This is a genomic window from Pseudocnuella soli (assembly GCF_004347775.1).
GTDB lineage: Bacteria > Bacteroidota > Bacteroidia > Chitinophagales > Chitinophagaceae > Flavisolibacter > Flavisolibacter aquaticus.
This window is the reverse complement of the sequence record NZ_CP037755.1, coordinates 4,602,098-4,620,351: the sequence shown is the minus strand read 5'-3', so window position 1 is coordinate 4,620,351 and position 18,254 is coordinate 4,602,098. Positions and strand designations below refer to the sequence as shown.

The 18,254-nt window shown below is 49.6% G+C and carries 21 protein-coding genes; 11 read left to right on the top strand and 10 right to left on the bottom strand.

Annotated features, from left to right (window positions below; translation table 11 throughout):
- Window positions 1-132 precede the first annotated feature (132 nt).
- Window positions 133-537 carry a response regulator gene (locus EPD17_RS19020; protein WP_132056047.1) on the top strand — a complete coding sequence of 135 codons (405 nt, stop codon included), beginning with the start codon at window positions 133-135 and terminating at the stop codon, window positions 535-537.
- A 478-nt stretch (window positions 538-1,015) separates the two neighbouring features.
- Here EPD17_RS19020 and EPD17_RS19015 read toward each other — a convergent pair whose 3' ends face one another.
- On the bottom strand, window positions 1,016-2,152 hold the full coding sequence (locus tag EPD17_RS19015) for an acyltransferase family protein (RefSeq protein ID WP_165929671.1): 1,137 nt from the start codon (window positions 2,150-2,152) through the stop codon (window positions 1,016-1,018).
- 136 nt (window positions 2,153-2,288) lie between these two features.
- On the opposite strand from EPD17_RS19015, the gene EPD17_RS19010 reads away from it, so the two are divergent.
- Window positions 2,289-2,954: an agenet domain-containing protein gene (locus EPD17_RS19010; protein ID WP_132056045.1), complete on the top strand. Its 666-nt coding sequence runs from the start codon at window positions 2,289-2,291 to the stop codon at window positions 2,952-2,954.
- Between the two features lie 124 nt (window positions 2,955-3,078).
- On the top strand, window positions 3,079-3,711 hold the full coding sequence (locus EPD17_RS19005) for a 3-keto-disaccharide hydrolase (protein ID WP_132056044.1): 633 nt from the start codon (window positions 3,079-3,081) through the stop codon (window positions 3,709-3,711).
- A 191-nt stretch (window positions 3,712-3,902) separates the two neighbouring features.
- On the opposite strand, the gene EPD17_RS19000 is transcribed toward EPD17_RS19005, so the two are convergent.
- Together EPD17_RS19000 and EPD17_RS18995 are read right to left on the bottom strand one after the other, a co-directional pair.
- The gene (locus tag EPD17_RS19000) at window positions 3,903-4,976 is read right to left on the bottom strand and encodes a fatty acid desaturase family protein (RefSeq protein ID WP_132056043.1); all 1,074 of its coding nucleotides are present in this window, start codon (window positions 4,974-4,976) and stop codon (window positions 3,903-3,905) included.
- A 131-nt stretch (window positions 4,977-5,107) separates the two neighbouring features.
- Window positions 5,108-5,371, bottom strand: a complete 264-nt coding sequence (locus EPD17_RS18995) for an RNA recognition motif domain-containing protein (protein ID WP_114235324.1) — start codon at window positions 5,369-5,371, stop codon at window positions 5,108-5,110.
- Between the two features lie 286 nt (window positions 5,372-5,657).
- Between EPD17_RS18995 and EPD17_RS18990 the strand changes: the two genes are divergently transcribed.
- Together EPD17_RS18990 and EPD17_RS18985 are read left to right on the top strand one after the other, a co-directional pair.
- On the top strand, window positions 5,658-5,966 hold the full coding sequence (locus EPD17_RS18990; protein WP_132056042.1) for an RNA recognition motif domain-containing protein: 309 nt from the start codon (window positions 5,658-5,660) through the stop codon (window positions 5,964-5,966).
- Window positions 5,967-6,005: 39 nt separating this feature from the next.
- Window positions 6,006-6,305, top strand: a complete 300-nt coding sequence (locus tag EPD17_RS18985; protein ID WP_114235326.1) for a hypothetical protein — start codon at window positions 6,006-6,008, stop codon at window positions 6,303-6,305.
- Window positions 6,306-6,409: 104 nt separating this feature from the next.
- On the opposite strand, the gene EPD17_RS18980 is transcribed toward EPD17_RS18985, so the two are convergent.
- Complete coding sequence (locus EPD17_RS18980; protein ID WP_114235327.1) at window positions 6,410-6,595, bottom strand: hypothetical protein; 186 nt, start codon at window positions 6,593-6,595, stop codon at window positions 6,410-6,412.
- A gap of 127 nt (window positions 6,596-6,722) precedes the next feature.
- Window positions 6,723-7,022 carry an RNA recognition motif domain-containing protein gene (locus EPD17_RS18975; RefSeq protein ID WP_132056041.1) on the bottom strand — a complete coding sequence of 100 codons (300 nt, stop codon included), beginning with the start codon at window positions 7,020-7,022 and terminating at the stop codon, window positions 6,723-6,725.
- A 353-nt stretch (window positions 7,023-7,375) separates the two neighbouring features.
- On the opposite strand from EPD17_RS18975, the gene EPD17_RS18970 reads away from it, so the two are divergent.
- Entirely contained in the window at window positions 7,376-9,007 is a 1,632-nt protein-coding gene (locus EPD17_RS18970; protein ID WP_165929670.1) for a gliding motility-associated C-terminal domain-containing protein, read from the top strand.
- An 18-nt stretch (window positions 9,008-9,025) separates the two neighbouring features.
- Here EPD17_RS18970 and EPD17_RS18965 read toward each other — a convergent pair whose 3' ends face one another.
- On the bottom strand, window positions 9,026-9,382 hold the full coding sequence (locus EPD17_RS18965; RefSeq protein ID WP_132056039.1) for a CHY zinc finger protein: 357 nt from the start codon (window positions 9,380-9,382) through the stop codon (window positions 9,026-9,028).
- A 128-nt stretch (window positions 9,383-9,510) separates the two neighbouring features.
- Between EPD17_RS18965 and EPD17_RS18960 the strand changes: the two genes are divergently transcribed.
- Complete coding sequence (locus EPD17_RS18960; RefSeq protein WP_114235331.1) at window positions 9,511-9,768, top strand: hypothetical protein; 258 nt, start codon at window positions 9,511-9,513, stop codon at window positions 9,766-9,768.
- Between the two features lie 101 nt (window positions 9,769-9,869).
- On the opposite strand, the gene msrB is transcribed toward EPD17_RS18960, so the two are convergent.
- The 3 genes from msrB to EPD17_RS18945 all read right to left on the bottom strand — a co-directional run bounded on the left by msrB (window position 9,870) and on the right by EPD17_RS18945 (window position 14,125).
- On the bottom strand, window positions 9,870-10,304 hold the full coding sequence (gene msrB, locus EPD17_RS18955; RefSeq protein ID WP_114235332.1) for a peptide-methionine (R)-S-oxide reductase MsrB: 435 nt from the start codon (window positions 10,302-10,304) through the stop codon (window positions 9,870-9,872).
- A 93-nt stretch (window positions 10,305-10,397) separates the two neighbouring features.
- Window positions 10,398-10,856, bottom strand: a complete 459-nt coding sequence (locus EPD17_RS18950; RefSeq protein ID WP_204743223.1) for a DUF4112 domain-containing protein — start codon at window positions 10,854-10,856, stop codon at window positions 10,398-10,400.
- Between the two features lie 80 nt (window positions 10,857-10,936).
- Window positions 10,937-14,125, bottom strand: coding sequence for a PAS domain-containing protein (locus tag EPD17_RS18945; RefSeq protein WP_132056037.1), 3,189 nt, complete (start codon window positions 14,123-14,125; stop codon window positions 10,937-10,939).
- A gap of 172 nt (window positions 14,126-14,297) precedes the next feature.
- Between EPD17_RS18945 and nadC the strand changes: the two genes are divergently transcribed.
- The 4 genes from nadC to EPD17_RS18925 all read left to right on the top strand — a co-directional run bounded on the left by nadC (window position 14,298) and on the right by EPD17_RS18925 (window position 16,379).
- Entirely contained in the window at window positions 14,298-15,158 is an 861-nt protein-coding gene (nadC, locus tag EPD17_RS18940; protein WP_132056036.1) for a carboxylating nicotinate-nucleotide diphosphorylase, read from the top strand.
- 115 nt (window positions 15,159-15,273) lie between these two features.
- Entirely contained in the window at window positions 15,274-15,627 is a 354-nt protein-coding gene (locus tag EPD17_RS18935) for a translation initiation factor (protein WP_132056035.1), read from the top strand.
- Window positions 15,624-15,821, top strand: a complete 198-nt coding sequence (locus EPD17_RS18930; protein WP_114235337.1) for a hypothetical protein — start codon at window positions 15,624-15,626, stop codon at window positions 15,819-15,821. The genes EPD17_RS18935 and EPD17_RS18930 overlap by 4 nt, the downstream gene beginning before the upstream one ends.
- Window positions 15,822-15,905: 84 nt before the next feature.
- A complete protein-coding gene (locus EPD17_RS18925) occupies window positions 15,906-16,379 on the top strand; it encodes a DUF1572 domain-containing protein (protein ID WP_132056034.1) in 474 nt (157 codons plus the stop codon).
- Between the two features lie 411 nt (window positions 16,380-16,790).
- Here EPD17_RS18925 and EPD17_RS18920 read toward each other — a convergent pair whose 3' ends face one another.
- Complete coding sequence (locus EPD17_RS18920; RefSeq protein ID WP_114235339.1) at window positions 16,791-18,242, bottom strand: NADP-dependent isocitrate dehydrogenase; 1,452 nt, start codon at window positions 18,240-18,242, stop codon at window positions 16,791-16,793.
- Window positions 18,243-18,254 lie beyond the last annotated feature (12 nt).

Below are 18,254 nucleotides of genomic sequence, written 5' to 3'. Positions count from 1 at the left end.
AAAGCAGCACGCCCTTAATCACCCATAGCATGCTATCGGTGCCGCACATACGCCACCCTTATTTTTGCGCCTGCTTTTTTGTGTACCGTTCCGGATTGTATCAATTGATTAGCACAAGGAAACTTCAAATAAATGCACACAGGTAAGAAAGTGATCTATTGGGCCGACGACGATTTTGAAGACCTCGACCTTTTCCAGGAAGTGCTGGCTGAGCTGGCTCCCGAACTGGAGTTGCGGCAATTTCCCAACGGCAAGCTGTTGCTCGACCAACTACATACCGAAGGGCCCGGTCACTACCCGGCCCTAATTGTGCTCGACATCAACATGCCGGTACTGGATGGCCGCGAAACGCTGGCACTGCTGAAAAAAGAAGAGAAATTTGCCAGCATTCCCATTGTTGTGTTCACCACATCCAACAGCGAGCTGGACAAACACTTTTTTGAATGGATGCACACCGAAATGCTGACCAAGCCATTTACCTACAATGCGCTAAAAAATACGCTGCAGAAAATATTGGGCTACGTGAAAAATGATTGAGTTCCGGGCTTTTTTTAGCCTAAGCGCAAAAATTTTTCATAGGATAATTTTTTACTATGAAAAAGCGCCTATCTTTACCACGGTTTTTCATAGGATATTGGATTTTACACGGGGCGAGATTTCCATCTCTGCCCTTTTTTATTGCCCCCTTATGTGTGAATTATCTTAAAAGTTGGGCCTTGCGTAGTTTTACAAATTTTTGCGGAAATACACTTACGCTAATAATGCGCATTACTGCGGCGCGGTGTGTTGGCCCGGTGGCTTACATTTGTTACAGAAGTTGATTGATCTAAACATCAATCTTTATCCATTATTCGGAAAAACTAATTGCTTATCCTACATATCCTGTTGTACAGGCGTTTTCAAAATCCAATATCAGTCAACTTCTTTCTTTTTCTTTTTTATAGGCTTCGTTTTATTATCCAGTCCATTGTTCCATTTGCCGGTTGCCGTTGCAACGCACATCCTGCCAAGCAGTTTATTCGCTGGTATTGATTTGCGCTTTTGGGGCAACCGGCACCATGGAAGGCTGAGCTGCCCCGGGAATTGGCCGCTGTGCCGGCGCATAATCAAAATGGCGCTTCAGTTTTAAAAATTTCAACTCAATAAAGTAATAAGAGGCAGTAGCCATTAGCAGCAGCAGCACTGTATTTTCGGCAATGCTCAGCAGGCCCAGGTATTGGCCCGTAAGCCAATCGGGCAGCAGGGGATGCAGGTAAGGCTGCACCAGCTGCGGCTGCACTACCTGCGACACCAGCAGGTGGTATAGGTACAGGCCATAGCTGATCTTGCCCAGATAAATAAGTGCTTTGTTGTTCCAAATAAATGCTGCCCAAACCTTTTCGCGGCGGGTAACAGCGTATGTAATGGGCCACAGCGCCATCAGCGAGTGGGCGGTACGCAAGGGCAGCAGCGGCAGGGATAAGTACAGGTTGCACAGGGCACAGACAATACCCGCTATGCCTGCCACCACCGTTACCTTATAAAATAGCTGCAGGTGTTGCGGCTTGTATTGCACTACCCAGGCCAGCAAGGCGCCCAGCCCGAAAGCATCAAACGCAGTAAAGGGCAAAATGGAATGCAGTGGCACATCCAGCAGCAGGTATTGGGTGCCCATTCCAACGGCTATAAATGCAACGATGCAATGGAGCAGCCAGCGCTGCGGCGCCAGCAGCATTACCCAGGGCCACAGCAGGTAAAACTGCTCTTCCACCGCCAGGCTCCACAGGTGCGAAATAGCACCATCCCAGGTGCCGAGGTCGAAAAAATAAAAATTGGAAGTGTAGCTTACCAAGTAGGGAAATGCAGTTTTAAGGTCGCTGTTTACCTGTTGGTGAAAAATGGCAAGTAATAGGAGTGCGCCATAATAAATAGGAAAAATGCGCAGGGCACGGCGCCAGTAAAAGTTTTTGGCAATGGTGCCCGTGGGTGCTTTGCTTTTTTGCCGCAACAAAATAGCGGTAATCAAAAAACCGCTCAGCACAAAAAATACATCCACGCCCAACGGCCCGGTGGGATAGATTTGAAACACGCTATCCTTGGGAAACCAATGGTGGATAATGACCAGTAAAACGGCGATGGCGCGGATGGTATCTAATTGCCTGATGTATTGCATGTGCCGGTACGTGGGCTTAAAAATAAGGGAATTGAAGCAGCAAGGATAATAGCTGTGCATTTGCGTTTTGGCGCAGCCCTCCGTGCTACTATTTCTTCATTCCGATCTTTGCTTATTTTGTTGTTTAAAACTGCTTATGAAACAATTCGTATCCCTACTTATTGCGCTTATCTGTTCGCTTACACTACTGGCACAGGATTATGAAAAAGGTGCAAAGGTCGAAATTCTTTGGAGTGGCTCCTGGTACAAGGGCTTTATCAAAGAAGTAAAAGGCGACAGCTACAAAATTTCCTATGATGGCTGGACTTCCAGTTGGGACGAGTGGGTGGGCAAAGACCGCCTGCGTTTCCCAGGAACAGTAGCTGCACCCAAACAGGCAAAACAAGCCGCGGCAGCGGCCATGCCTGTGGTGCAAAAAGAAAGTGTGCCCAGTGTTGCAGGTGCCAACCCAATGGCCGGCCGCTGGGAAGCAACCGTTACCAATGGCTATAAGGGCGATAAACTTTTTTTCACCGTGTCGGCCGATGGTAAACGCATAACCAACGTGGTGTTTAAGGGCTACTGGAAGGATCCAACCTTAGGCTTGGCGTTGGTGGAACATTTAAATCCACCCAACCCGTTTCCGGTAACCAAAGGCGCATTTGGCGCAGTGCAGCAGGTGGAAACTGCCCGCATGTGGTGGGAGTTTATCGGTGTGTTTACCTCGCCAACTGTTGCCGAAGGATCGTACCGGGCAGCTTATGCAGGCGGTGTGAATGATACGTATAAATTGAAATGGACCGCAAAAAGGGTAGGGAAATAACAGCACTGGCTCAATTCATTTTACTGCAAAAAAATGCTTGTGTAATGGAGCAAAACCGGGTTGTACTAAATGGTGCAGCAAATAAACACGCTATGCCCTTATATTTACTACACAACTTTTTGCCATGCGTATAATAGCCTTTGTTGTCCTGGCTTTTTGCCTTATTTCCTGCACTGCATCCAAAGGCCGCGATGGTGGTTGGGTGCGCCTTTTTGATGGCAGTTCGCTGGCCGGTTGGCGGGTCAACGAAAACCCGGCAACATTCAAAGTAGAGAACGGTGCCATAGTAGTGCACGGGCCGCGGGCACACCTGTTTTACGAAGGTGCCGTGATGGACCACAACTTTAAAAACTTTGAATTTAAAGCGCAGGTAATGACTACGCCGGGCTCCAACTCGGGCATCTTTTTTCATACCGCGTTTCAGCCCAGCGGCTGGCCCGACAAAGGCTACGAGGTGCAGGTAAATAATTCGCAGTCGGACTGGCGCCGCACCGGTAGCTTGTATGCCGTGCAAGATGTGCGGGAAGTGTATGTAAAAGACAACGACTGGTACACCGAGTACATTAAAGTGGAAGGCAAAAGAGTGACCATTAAGATCAACGACCGCACCGTGGTGGATTACACCGAGCCGGACGGCATTGAAAAAGAAGAGGGCAGGGCCCAAAAGCGCCTCAGCTCCGGCACTTTTGCGCTGCAGGGCCACGATCCGGATAGCAAAGTTTATTTTAAAGACATCATGGTGCGGCCGCTGCCTTAATGTTTGTTTGCATTGCTTGTTTCATTGCAAATTGATGGTAATGGACAAACGTAAATGGATGTTTTACTGCAATGATTTTTTCGATAGACTTTCATTCAATTTGTCAATAAATTTTTACAGCGCACCTCAATAAAAAAAGCCGGGAAGCACATTGCTTACCGGCTTTTTTTATTGCTATTATTCGAGATGATTTAAGCTGGTTGTTGTCCAAACTTTTTCATCAGTGCCACATGCGATTTTACAGCCTGCGATACCGATGGAAATGAATGATAAGGCAAGCCAAATTTTTGGCAATGCTCCTGCACAATAGCGCTCAACGCAGGGTAGTGGATGTGTGCAATGCGTGGAAAAAGATGGTGCTCGATCTGGTAATTGAGCCCGCCCACAAACCAGGAAAGTATCTTGTTGCGCGGCGAAAAATTAGCGGTGGTTTTGATCTGGTGCACCGCCCACTCCGTTTCAATTACTTTGTCTTCAATACCTACGGCTTCAAATTCGGGGCCTTCCACTGCATGTGCCAGTTGAAATACATACGACAGCATGATGCCAGCAGTGAGGTACGCAATGGTAATGCCGAGCAGCCATGGCAGAAAGCCTACCATGTAAATAGGCAGCGCCACGTAAAACAAAACGTATAACAGTTTGCTGCCCCAAAAAATAAGGTGTTCGCGGCCGTTCATGGGCTGCAGCAGCGTGTTGTGTATGCGCCGGGTAAAATACTTTTTAAAATCGCGGAACCAAACCCACATAAACAGTGTAAGCGAATAAGCCGCAGTGAGGTAAATATGCTGGTAGCGATGAATGGGCATCCAGTCTTGCGTGGGGCTTTGGCGCAGCAGTTTGCTTTGTGCAATATCATCATCGGCACCTGCTATGTTAGTATAGGTGTGGTGCAGGATGTTGTGTTTTTGTTTCCAAAAAAATGCGGTGCCGCCCAATGCATTTAAGGTTAAGCCCAGTGTTTCGTTTACCCATTTTTTACTGGAAAAACTTCCGTGGCAGGCATCGTGCATTACGTTGAAACCAATGCTGGAAATGATCAAACCAAGCAACACACACAGCATAATGCTGACAGCTGCCGGTAGCAGGCCACTCAATAGCAGCACATAAATGGCCAGCGCTGCGGGGATCAGTACAATGGTTTTTACATACAACCGGAAATTGCCTGTTTTGCGCAACCCTTGCGTTTTAAAATAATCATCAACCGCTTTCTTAAGCGATTGGAAAAACAGGTTGTTCGAGTTGTTGAATTTTACTTTAGCCACGAAAAAATAGTTTGCAGTCCGGATACGGACGATTTAATCAAAGATACCCGTTATGCACCGGGTAGTGCTGTTAAAGTGTATGGCAGCAACGCATAAGCGCACTGTTGTATGGTGCTAATTTAATGAATCATTTATTGCCACGAGCTGCGTCCGGGCAGATAAGGCAGGCTGGCCACGCTGATGATTTTGCCGCTGAATAGGGAGCCATGCAGGCCTTCAATGGCTTTGAGTGCTTCTTTCTCGATGGGCATATCAATAACGGCCCGGCCCTTGGTGCGGTTGGTAAATTTGTCCCGCTCCATGGTGATGGTTTCTATTTCGCCAAAGGGCGTAAACAGCCGTTGCAGGTCAGCCTCAATCAGGTTGAGGTTCAGGTTGGAAATTTGAATATGCATAAAAGCGATTAAGAATTGTTACGGCAAAAGCATAGCGGGAATGTGTTGCAAGGTGGTGCCGCACCGTTCTGAAGTATGCTGTGAAATAGCACATTAAAGGTAGGTCTAATTAATCCAAACGGGTTCAAAACTTACCCCGCTGCCTATTTTAACCATTGTGCAGCTATAATTGCCGTACCTTCGCCCTTTATTTGAGTTCGCCGCATCCGAGTTGGAACGCTCTTCCCACCTTGTTTTCCTGTTCACTTGCACTCCCTCAAATCACCGGCCGTATAATTACACTATTATGAATATACATGTTTCAAACTTTGGTACGCAGCTTCAGGACGAGGATCTGAAAAACCTGTTTACGCCTTTTGGTGAAGTAACTTCTGCACAGGTGGCCATTGATGGTTTTACCGATCAATCAAGAGGCTTTGGTTATGTGGAAATGCCCGACGATGATCAGGCACGTGCAGCCATTGCAGCACTGAATCAAACCCAGGTAAATGGCGCTACCATTGCCCTGCGCGAAGTGGCCCCACGCGAAGTGCACAAGGGTTCTTACAAAGTAGGTACCGGCCCTGTAAATCCTTTTATTTACCGCAAGCGGTAATTGGTGGAGTGCTGGTTTGTTGATGCATTAATACACTGCATGGAACACGGAATGGTATATTTTCATGATCGGGCCAGGCAGGTATTTTTTGCCCTGTTTGAGCAGTATCAACATGCTGTTGCCAGCATTGACCGGCAGGGCGATGAAAATGTATACCAGCAGGTGCTGGCCATGTATCTTGCACAGTTGCAACAAAACCTGCAGGGAGTGGCGCAGGAAATGATCAGCCAGTCAGGCAATAAAATGACCGGCACATCTGCAACCGAATTTCATCATGCTCTAGGCAATGCCATACGGGAATATGTAAACGAATTTGTGCAGAAGGCAAATGCCCGCTAACATAGCTAAAATAACGGAGTGGGATACAGCATCAACATTAATTGAACGTGCTGCATCTTGCTCCGTTATGTATTGCCCATGGGGCAAATAGGCTAATAAGGCGCTTATGCGTTGGGTGGTGTGTCGCTGAGGTTGCCGTTCTCGTCCACATAAGCTAGCATTTCGGTCAGGGGCTTGCCCTTCTCTGCGTTTGCTTTACGCTGCTCCATTTTTTCACGCTTGTCTTCGCGCTGCTTTTGCCGTTTTTTTTCTTTTGCTCTTTTTTCGAATGTTTCTTTTGATTTTGCCATACTTATACTATTTGGTAAAAAATAAAAGTGCCCTGGAATACTGGTCCCAAAACACTTTTGCTTATTTGAACTGCCGCAGGCAGTTGTAAAAAATAATGGGACTACACGGTGCAGTTAGCCAGTTGCATTACCATTTGCTTTTGCTATATCCGCCGCCAAATACACCGTTGCTAGGTGCAGGTCTCTCTTCGCGGCGCCTCGCTTCCATCAACTTAATGGAGCGGCCATCAACCATTGAATTATCCAGTGCGGCAATTGCTTTTTTTGCCGCTTCATCTTCCATTTCTACAAAGCCAAAACCTCTCGATTTGCCGGTAAATTTATCGCTAATTACGGTTGCAGATGTAACAACGCCATAGGGTGCAAAAATTTCCTTTAGATCCGCTGCCTGAACATTATAGCTCAGATTCGACACGTAAATGTTCATGTTGAATGGTTAGAGGTAAATAATTTGAGAAGGCAGTGCGTAAAGGACTAACTATTGTGCGTTGTCTGCAGGATAATTAACGGTTACCAGTGCAAGGCTCAAGATGACGGCGTAAAGGTACGCCTTATTTAAGGCATTATTGTAAACTTAATCTTAAAGGGCGCAATCGGTGGTGCGGCACCTATTGTAGGCTGTTGTGCCAGCTGCCGCTCCGCACATCCGCTGTGGGTGCATGGCAATAAAATGTTATTTTGTACAAAGCCGCGGCTAATGCCCGCCAATGCTTACTGCTTATGTGTTCCACCCGAAGGTTCCCAAAGATTGTTGCTTTTTTGATTGTATTTATTTGCTGTTTGCTACAAACTGTCCGGGCACAAACCCCCAACTGCCAGGCCACCATCAATATTGCGGTGCAACCGCAAACCCTATGCAGCCCCAATACGCCCACTATTGTTGCCACGGTTGCCAATGCCGGACGCAACCCCACGTACCGCTGGAAAAAGAACGGAACCCCTGTTGGTAATAACAGTGCAACATTTACCGTTGCATTAACCATTGGCGATGCCATCGTTTGTGAACTATTTCCTGATGGATGTTCTATAAATACCGTTGTGGTAAGCAATACGTTTCGCCTGGAAGCAGTCAACCTCATTGAACCCGAAGTAACCATCGAAGCCAATGCCACCAATATTTGTGCAGGCCAACGGGTAACCTTTACGGCCACCAACCGCAGCGGCAATACCAACGTGGTGTATTTGTGGATGCTTAATGGCAATCCTGTACCGGGCAGTAATGCACCTGAATTCATCACCGATCCGGCTACCGAATCGTTTGAAGTGCAATGCCTGATGACGGTGCCCCAGTGTACTTCGCCAAGCGGAGGCAGCACCAAAGATCTTTCCAATACCATCAGCATTAACGTGGGGCGGGTGCAGCAGCCAACGCTGACCATTACTACCAACGCGCAGCAAGTGTGCAAGGGTGCTGCCGTAGCATTTACCGCCAAGGCTACAGGCGCCGGCACCGATCCTAAATACCTGTGGCAGGTAAACGGCGTGATCATGCAAACGGGCGGAGCCAGTTTTACCACCACCGCACTCAACGATGGCGATAAAGTACAATGCCAGTTGGAGGCTGGTGTACCGGGCAGTTGCGGGCAGGCTACGCCTGTTGTTTCCAACGAGTTGGCCATGCAGGTAACGGTTGCACAAACGCCAACAATTGCAATCACTGCCAGCCAAACAGACATTTGTTTTGGCACTGCTGTGCAAATGAATGCCACTACCAAAAACGCCGGTAGCAACCCGCAATATCAATGGCTGGTAAATGGCCAGCCCATAGCCGCCAGCGGGCCGCAGGTAACCAACACTGCTTTTAACGATGGCGATGTGGTGCAATGCATGCTTACTGCTGCAAACGGCTGTGGCAATTCACCCGTTACATCCAATTCGGTTGCCATGCAGGTGCAGTACCCGCCCACCATTACAGTACCGGACGATACCATCGTCATCAAAGCAGGTGAGCAGGCGCAATTAAAAGTTGCTATTACCGGTGTGCCGCATGTGTACCAATGGTCGCCGCAAGCCAGCCTTATTTTCGATCAAACGCTGGAACCACTTACACAGCCGCTGGAAACTTCAATTGCTTTTAGATTGCAGGCAACTGGCACCAACGGTTGTACAGCCAGCAGTAAAATATGGGTGTTGGTGCGGAGCAAACTCCTCTTGCCCAATGCATTCACGCCCAACGGCGATGGCATCAACGATGTATTTCGCATTCCGTTAGGCGTGGATCTGAACCTGGAAAGTTTGTCGGTTTTTGACCGGTGGGGCAATGCTGTTTTTTTTACAAAAAATGCAACTGAAGGCTGGGATGGTACTTACCACAACAAACCGGTGCCAACGGGCATGTATGTGTTTTTGCTACAGGGAAAATATGAAGGAGCGCCGGTGCAGCTAAAAAGCACAGTGATGGTTACACGATGATTGCGCTTTTGTTTTATGTTATGCTTGTTCACCGCTTTTGGGCCACTGAAAATACAGGTCGTAATGTTTGCTGCAACCTGGATTAAATGCCGCTGCGCAATGAGGACAAGTATGGTTGCTGTGCATGTATTGGTTGATGGTTAGCTCGGTGCCGCACATGCCGCACAATATTGCTTTGGTGTCCCACTCTGGTTGCGGCCACACTTGTGCTTTGTGGTCCGCAGCCGCTTCGTGGCAGGAATAACAAGGATAATAAGTGCCGCAGCATTTGAATTTAATGGCAATTACATCCAGCGCCGAGTGGTAATGCACACAACGGGTATGCGCATCCACTACTTCGCCCTTTACCTCGATCACTTCTTTTTGCTGCTGCATGACCCAAACATTTTGCACCTGCAAATAGCATAAATGTTTTTACAAAACCACTATTAAGCGATGATAAGTGCAACAAAAATCCGGAGCCATTATTGCAGGAACATAAATCAGGACAAATAAAAAACGTTATGAATCAGGAGCAACAAACAACAGGCGCCAACGGTAAAATACAGCCCGCCGAAACCGGCAATGCCAGCAATCCGTCGCCGCAGCACAATGAGCTGGAACCCGCCAACAACAACCAGTTGCTGGATGAGCGTGCCGAAAAATATTTGCGTGAAGTGGCCAGCCCCGAAGATTACCCCGATGCCGAAGACCAGCAGGAGGCAGATAAAATCATTGAAGAAAACAAACCGGGCGACAGCGGCAAGCCGCTTGATCAATAATTTGTTTTGCAGTTTGGTAAATGAGCAATGCAATTGAACAGCGGCTCTTTTTTTACAAGCATAAAAAATGCCCCGGATGTATCAGTGTCCGGGGCATTTTATTAAATCTTATTGAGCGATGCGGAGTTGATGCAAAAGCGCAATCCCGTTGGTGCCGGCCCGTCGGGGAACACATGGCCCAGGTGGGCTTCGCAAACATTACAGAGCACCTCCACGCGGCGCATGCCATAGCTTGTATCCATTTTATAGCGGATCACGTCATCAGCCACCGGCTCGGTAAACGAAGGCCAGCCCGTGCCGGAATCAAACTTCAGCGAGGAGTCGAACAGCTCGGTACCGCAGCACACACAGGCATAACGGCCAGGGGTATGCGCTTCGCAATATTCGCCGCTAAATGGCGCTTCTGTGCCGTGCTGGCGGGTAACGCGGTATTGCTCCGGCGTTAGCTGGGCCTTCCATTCCGCATCGGTTTTGTGCACCTGTTTGCCGGGTGCTTTATTGCTTTTGGTATAGTCTAAAACGTCGTTCCAATTCATACACTAATTTTTAAGAAAGTTGTCCAGGCAAAATGCAAAACACGAGGTGCAAAAATAGCAAAGGGTTGGGCTGCACATCCTGTTGGGCGCTTGTTAAAATATCCTGACCAGCAGCGAATACATGCCCCAGATAATAAGGCCGATAATAACGAACAGCAGGATGAGCACCGGCACGATCACTTTCCATGCACCGCCGCGGTGGCGGCCCTGCGCATAGTATTGCTCCATCAGGCGCATGTTGCGCAAATTGGCTTTGAACACAAAATCAAACAGGTCGCCGATCAGCGGGATGGCACCAATAAGCGCATCGACCAGCACGTTTAGCACCATCCGCGATAGCACGTAACCACTGGCGCCGTTATTGGCCATAATCCAAATCATATACCCCGACACGGCAAAAGTGGAGAGGTCGCCGGCGCCGGGTATCAAACCCAAAATGCCATCCAGCCCAAACCGGAAATTAGTGCCTGGAATCCTGAACTGGGCATCCATCAGTTTGGCCAGCCGCTGCACATGTTGCAGCCCTTTGTTTTGGTGTATTGCAGGTGTCATGCCCATGTGTTTGCAAACATCGTGCAACGGGCGGAGACAGAGACAATAGACATCAGACATCAGACTTCAGACATCGGCCATCAAACATCATTCTTCGGACTTCCGTCATCCGGCTTCCGACTTTCCTCCACCGGTAGTGTTACCGTAAACGTGGCGCCTTCGCCGGCCTTGCCAGCTGCGTGGATGCTGCCACCGTGGCGGGCGGCAATTTTGCGGCAAAGTGCCAGGCCCAGGCCCGTGCCTTCAAACTTTTCGCGGGCATTGAGGCGGGTAAAGGTTTTGAAGATTTTCTCGGCGTGCTCCTGGTTAAAGCCAATGCCGTTATCCGAAACCGAAATGGCCGCCATGCCTGCACCGGCATCTGAAGCATGAACGCGGATTTGCGGCTTTTGGCCTGGTTGTGCAAACTTCAGCGAGTTGTTGAGCAGGTTGTAAAAAAGCTGGTACAGCAAAATGGGCTGCCCTTTGATCACCGGCATCGGCTCCACATGTATCTGTGCTTCTTTTTCCTGGATGGTGAGTTCAAGATCGGCAATGATCTGGTCCAGCACCTGGGCTAGGGGCACCGGCGTGGGTTTTAGCTCGGCAGCGTCCAGTTGCGAGTATTCCAGCACGCCATCGATCATGCTGTAAATGCGTTCGGTGGCTTCGTCTATTTTGGTTAAAAAATGCTGCGCTCTTGGCGGCATGTCTGTGCCCAGTTCATCCTGCAGGCGGCTGGCAAATGTTTTTATTTTGCGCACCGGTTCTTTTAGGTCGTGGCTGGCCACATGCGCAAACTGCTGCAGGTCTTCGTTGGAGCGCTGCAGTTCGGAGGCTTGTTGCTGCAAGGTTTTGTTTACCCGGCGTAGCTCCTGTGTGCGGGTAGCTACCTGCTCTTCCAATAGTGCCGATACGTCTTTAAAATGCTGGATTTCGTTGGCAGCGCCAATCCATGAAATCACTTCGCCCTCCTGGTTCAGCAGCGGCTGCGTTTTGGAACCAAACCATCGGTAACTGCCATCGCTGGCCCGCAGGCGGTATTCAATTTCCAGCGGTTCTTTGTTGGCCTTGGATGCGGCCCATTTATCCATCATCTCCTGCCGGTCGTCGGGGTGCACGCAATGGATATATCCTTCGCGGGCATCTTCTTTTTGCTGCCCGGTATATTGGGTCCACTGGTCGCTGATGTAATCGATCAACCCATCGTTTCTTGATATCCAGGTAATCTGCGGAATGGTGTTGGTCAGCAGCCTGAACCGTTCTTCGCTCAGTTGCAGCCCCAGCGCCACTTTCTTTTCTTCGGTAATATCCCGCACCTCGATTACAGTACCCATGGGTTTGCCGCCAACCATGATGGGGCTGGCTGTAAAAGCAACCGGGTAAAAATGCCCTGCCTTATGCCGGAACATTTCTTCCCCCCTGGTGCGGCGGCCCTGCACCAGGGCCTGGTCTATCGGGCTTTCTTCAATGGGATAGGGGCGGCCATCGGCGTAGGTGGGGTTTACAACATTGTGCAGCGACCGGCCCTGCAAATCTTCCAGCCGGTAGCCCGTCATTTTTTCGGCCTGCTCATTTATGTAAATACACTGGTGCTGCTCGTTCATCAGGAACAGGGCAAACGATGTGTTGCCGGTAACGGTTTCCAATAGCTGCTTTTGATACAACAGCGCCTGCTGGTTTTCCTTGAACCTGGTAATATCTTTTATGGTGCCAATGATACGGGTAGGCCTGCCCGATCCGTTGTGTACTGCTTTGCCGGCCATACGCACCCAGCGCAGCTGCCCCGACTTGACGCGGCGGTGCCTTGCCTCGTAAGTAAACGTGTCTTTTTGGCCTTCCAATACCGGCCGCACCTGCGCCAGTGCCTGCTCCACATCGTCTTCGTGGGTGAGGCCCCGGGTTTTTTCAAAAAACCAAGGTTCATCCGGGTCCAGTTCCAGCAGGGCCCGGGTGCTGGCCGAAAGTTCCACTTCATTGGTGAGGGTGTTCCACTCCCAGGTGCCCATATTGTTGGCTTCAATGGCAATGCGCCAGCGCAACTCGGCTTCCGCCACCTGTTGCTGGTGGCTGCGCTGGCTGGTCACATCTACACTGATACCAAAGATGGTTTCGGGGTTTCCGGCTGCATCACGGTAGCCCCTGATTTTCGAAAAGATCCACCTTATTTTCCCGGACGGTTGTACGATGCGGTATTCCAACTCTACGTCATCAATCGATTGAAACAACGGCGCTGCCTGTTGCGCCACAAATTCCCGATCATCGGGATGTACCATTGCTGTCCACTCAGGAATGGTGCCGCCAAAACTGCCTTCGGCAAGCCCGTGCATGGCTTCCAGTTCTTTCGACCAAACCAGTTGCCCTGTTTTTGCATTGCCCTGCCAGGTGCCAATTTGAGCGGCACTGAGGGCCATGCCCAGTTGCGTTTGCGACATCAACAACTGCAGGTCGCGTTCCCTGATTTCTTCAGCAGCTTTTTTCTGGTCGTCAATATCGGTAAGGGTGCCAAACCATTTCAACACGCGGCCATCGGCACCGCGGTAGGGGAAAGCCCGGTTCAGGTGCCACCGGTATTGGCCGTCATTTTTTCGTGCCCGGTGCTCCGACTGAAACGCGTTGCCGTTGGACATTGCTTCGGTCCATGCCTGCAGGGTGGCGGGCAGGTCTTCGGGGTGCACCATATTTACCCAAACCCAACTGCCATCGGCTTGTTGCTCTACGCCCATGTACTCGTCGATGCGGCGGTTAAAAAACACCACCTTTCCATCGGCTTCGGCCATCCAAACCAGTTGGGGCATGGCGTCAGTCATCTGCTCCATCTGGTGCGATTTTGCTTCGCAGCGTTGCTGCAGTTGCACCAGCCGGGTTACTTCGTGGGCAAAAATCACCAACCCCGGCAAGGGCGGCGAGGCTTCCTGCAAGAGGGAAATGGTCAGGTCAAAAAAACGTTCGGGTGTATCGGCCGTGCCCGGCATTGGCAGCGGTGTGGATTGATAAGATAGCGGTTCGCCAGTTTGCTGCACCTGCTCGAAAGCATTGGGCAGCAGCGTGTGCCGCCAGTTGGGAAACAGCTCAAAAAGCGGCTGATCTTTTATTTCAATCCAATTTTTACCCAACAGGTTACTGCCTGCGCTGTTGATAAAATCGATGCGGTAATGAGCATCCCGCACCACCACAATGGCATACGGAAGTAACCCAAAGTAGGGGTACAGTAGTTGTTGCTCCGTGGATGCGTTACCGTTGTTTTCTGTTCCTGGATCTGTGTAGCTAGGCTCGTCCGGAAACTGCATAAAGATAGGTGACCAAGCAATTGCTTTGCCTTTTAAATGTAATCATTTACCGGGCAATTGCATAGCCCCGACGGCAGCTATATTGGTTTAATTTTCAGGTGTAGTGACGGAGGCAATTCATTTATTTATTCCCTTTCGGCGGCACTTGCACCGGGGGCTTTAATTTTACTGCATGAAGTATTTTGAAGAACAGTTGCGGCACCTGGTGGCGGCTGCGTTGCAGGAAGATGTGGGCAGCGGCGACCACTCGACGTTGTGCTGCATTCCGGCCGATAAAATGGGCAGGGCTGTATTGAAAATAAAACAGGACGGCGTGCTGGCAGGCATGGCCGTGGCGGAACAGATTTTCCGTTGGCAAACGCCTAAACTGCAGTTTACAGCGCACAAAGCGGATGGCGATGACATGCAGGCCGGCGAAACTGCTTTTGAACTGGAAGCGCCCATTCATACCATTTTGCAATGCGAACGGCTGGTGCTCAACATCATGCAGCGCATGAGCGGCATTGCAACCCTTACCCGCACTTATACCGACCGGCTGAAAGCGTACAAGACCGGGCTGTTGGATACCCGCAAAACAACTCCCAATTTCCGGCTGCTGGAAAAAGAAGCAGTGCGTATTGGCGGCGGCATCAACCACCGGTTTGGCCTGTACGATATGATCATGCTGAAGGACAACCATATTGATTATGCAGGCGGGCTGGAAGAGGCCATTGGCAGGGCACACGATTACGTGGTGCGGTATCATCCGCACCTAAAAATTGAAGTGGAAACCCGCTCGCTGCAGGATGTGCAAAAAGTACTGGAAATTGGCCAGGGCAAAGTGTTCCGGCTGATGCTGGACAACTTTGAACCGGCCCAGGTAGCCGAAGCGGTGCGCCTGATTGGCGATGCATTTGAAACCGAAGCCAGCGGCGGCATTAACCTCGATAACATTGAAGCATATGCGCAAACGGGTGTTACTTATGTATCGGTAGGCGGGTTGATTCACCAGGCCAAAAGCCTGGACCTGAGTTTGAAAGCAGTGATTGTGTAAAAGGATTGACGATTTTGGATTGACGATGTACGATTGAGGAAATGCCTTCGTATTTAAACATGCCCTTTGTGCATCAAATCGTCAATCCAAAATCGTCAATCGTAAATTAAAAAGGGTGAGTAAAAAAAACAAAAGCGATAAACACGGGTTTGTGTACAGCACCGATCCCAATTTTAAGTTTGAAGCGGAAGACAGCGGCGCACCGGCCCAAACAGCAGCACCGGCACAGCAAAAGCTGCGGGTGTGGCTCGAAACCAAACAGCGCGGCGGCAAACCCGCCACGGTGATCACCGGTTTTTCGGGGCTTGATGAAGACCTGGAGGAGCTGGGTAAAAAACTAAAAACGCATTGCGGCACGGGCGGCTCGGTGAAAGATGGCGAGATCATCATCCAGGGCGACCAACGCGATAAAGTACTGGCCTGGCTGCTGAAGCAGGGATATACCGGCACTAAAAAAGCTGGCGGATGATGCCGGTGCTGGTTGGCGCCGCAGCTACCTGCGGCCTGGTGGGCATTGTAAGCTATGCGCTTTTTGCACGTGCCCACACCAAGCACGATGAAGCGGCTGAAGCCTTTTACCTGCGGGTGCATTACATCTCGCTTTTTTTGCTGTTTGCTATTGGTGTGATCATTATGTTTTATCTGGGGGAGTATTCGGATTAGGAATATTGCATTGGTGTAAAATCTTCTGTCATCGACAGCAATTACAACCAGTATGGATAATCGCTTTTTTCTAAAAAACCACCAATGGAAAATTCCGAGCAAATGGCCAATCGTTTCAGGGAAGTGATCCTGAATGGAACCTGGATTGCCAATTCAAATTACCGGCAGGAATTAACTGGTTTGAATTGGGAAATTGCAACAAAGCCTGTTAGCTCTTTAAATACAATAGCTGTATTGGCACAGCATATACACTACTACATCAAAGGTGTACTACAAGTGCTCAAAGGCGGAAGCCTGGACATAAGGGATCAATTTAGTTTTGATTTTCCGCCCTTTCAATCGCAGCAGGATTGGGATAATTTTCTGACTACTTTCTGGAGCGATGCTGACGATTTTGCTGAACTGATTGAAAAAATGCCGGATGAAAAATTAGCGCAGGTTTTTGTTGAGGAACGATACGGTACATATCGACGCAACATCGAAGCAATGATTGAACACAGCTATTATCATCTAGGTCAGATTGTGTTAATCAAAAAGCTTTTGCTCGCCAGCAAATAATTGCGGCCACAGATGATTGATCAAGTAAAGAATAAAGACACTTATCGATCATAACCAAATGCCTGCACAGCAGTGCTATGTAATTGCCGTGTAAGGCACAATAATTTTTAAAAAGCCTTCTCACCAAACCGCTATCCAGGTAGTGCCCTTTCCAGCGATACATGCCATGCCAAACTTGTTTCGGCGTCCCCTTTATGTTATAAAAGCTTGGAAGATCGAAGGAGATGCCGAAACAAGTTCGGCATGACAACCCTAAGGTTTGGAAACACATCTTGGTAGCTCTTTGCTACCGTCTTCTACAAATTACAAAGGGAATGCATCACTGCATTCCCTTTGCCTATCATGATTGGTTGTTGACTCTGCTAACTACTAACTGTCAACTACCAACTACAAACTATCAAATGTCATCTCCTACTGTCCTTGCGCCAAGCTATAAGCCCGCTTATCGCCCCACATGTTCAGCAGCTCCAGCGAGCATACTTTAAATTGTTCGGCCAGGCGACGGTACAGTTCAATGATGTCGGTTTGCGACACGGCAATATCACCGGTTGATTCAAAGCGGCAGTTGAACTGGTTCACCAGGTTGGTGTAAATAGAGCCCTTGGGCCACACCTGCGTGCCCCTGTTTGAAATGGTAACCAGCTTAAACAGGTCGCCGGTAACGGCTAGTGCTTTTTCTGCCACTTTGTTGGGCTGTTCAGTGCTTTCAATAAAAAAGTCAACACCCACAATCTTTTCATCTTCGGCTTCTTTCGACACCAGCATCGGGTTTTTATCGAGGTGGCAAACGGCTGCCGTGGTAGGCGTGTTGTCGATGATGGGTTTGGCACCCACCTCCGGCGTTTTGCCAAAATTGCCAATGATGGCATCGGCAAACTCAGTGGTATTGAGGGCCGGTTTAGAGCGGTCGCCAAAGTCGCCGGTGCGGATGCCCTGCTCCAAAGTATAAAGCAATGCGTTTTCGATGGTTGCAGCATTATGGGTAAAACCCAGGTGGCGCAGCATGGCCAGGCCGCTGAGCAGCAGGGCCGTGGGGTTGGCGATGTTTTTACCCGCAATATCCGGGGCCGTGCCGTGCACTGCCTCGAAAATGGAAATGTGGTCGCCGATATTTGCCGAAGGCGCAAAGCCAAGCCCGCCAACTAGGCCGGCACAGAGGTCGGAAATGATATCGCCCTGCAGGTTGGTCATTACCACCACATCAAACTGGTCGGGGCGGATCACAAGCTGCATGGCCAAGTCGTCCACAATTTTATCGTCCGATTTCAGATCGGGGTATTCTTTGGCTATTTCGTAAAAAACTTCGAGGAACAGGCCGTCGGTCTGCTTCATGATGTTGGCCTTGTGGCCGCAGGTAATGCGGCGGGCGCCTTTTTGGCGGGCCATTTCAAATGCATAGCGAATTACCTGCGCCGAACCGGGGCGGGTAATAAAGCGGCGGCTGAGCGCCACGTCGTGGGTAAGCATGTGCTCAATTCCGCCATAGGTATCCTCAATGTTTTCCCGTACAATAGTGAGGTCAATGTTAATTCCGCCCCGGCTGAAGACTGTTTCCACACCGTGCAGGGTTTGAAACACCCGCTTGTTGGCGTAAGTGTTCCAGGTTTTGCGGGCCGTTACGTTCACGCTTTTCACGCCTTTGCCCTTGGGTGTTTCCATCGGGCCTTTAAACAAAATGCCTGTTTCCTCAATGGTGCGTTGTGCATCGGGTGTCATCCCGTTGGAGTATCCTTTATCGAAGACCCATTTCCCCATTTCTACAAACTGATACTGCAGACCTACCTCATTGGCATCGAAGATACGGAGCACAGCATCCATGATTTCCGGCCCTATTCCATCGCCTTTCGCTACGGCTATTTTCATAATTGGTATAGT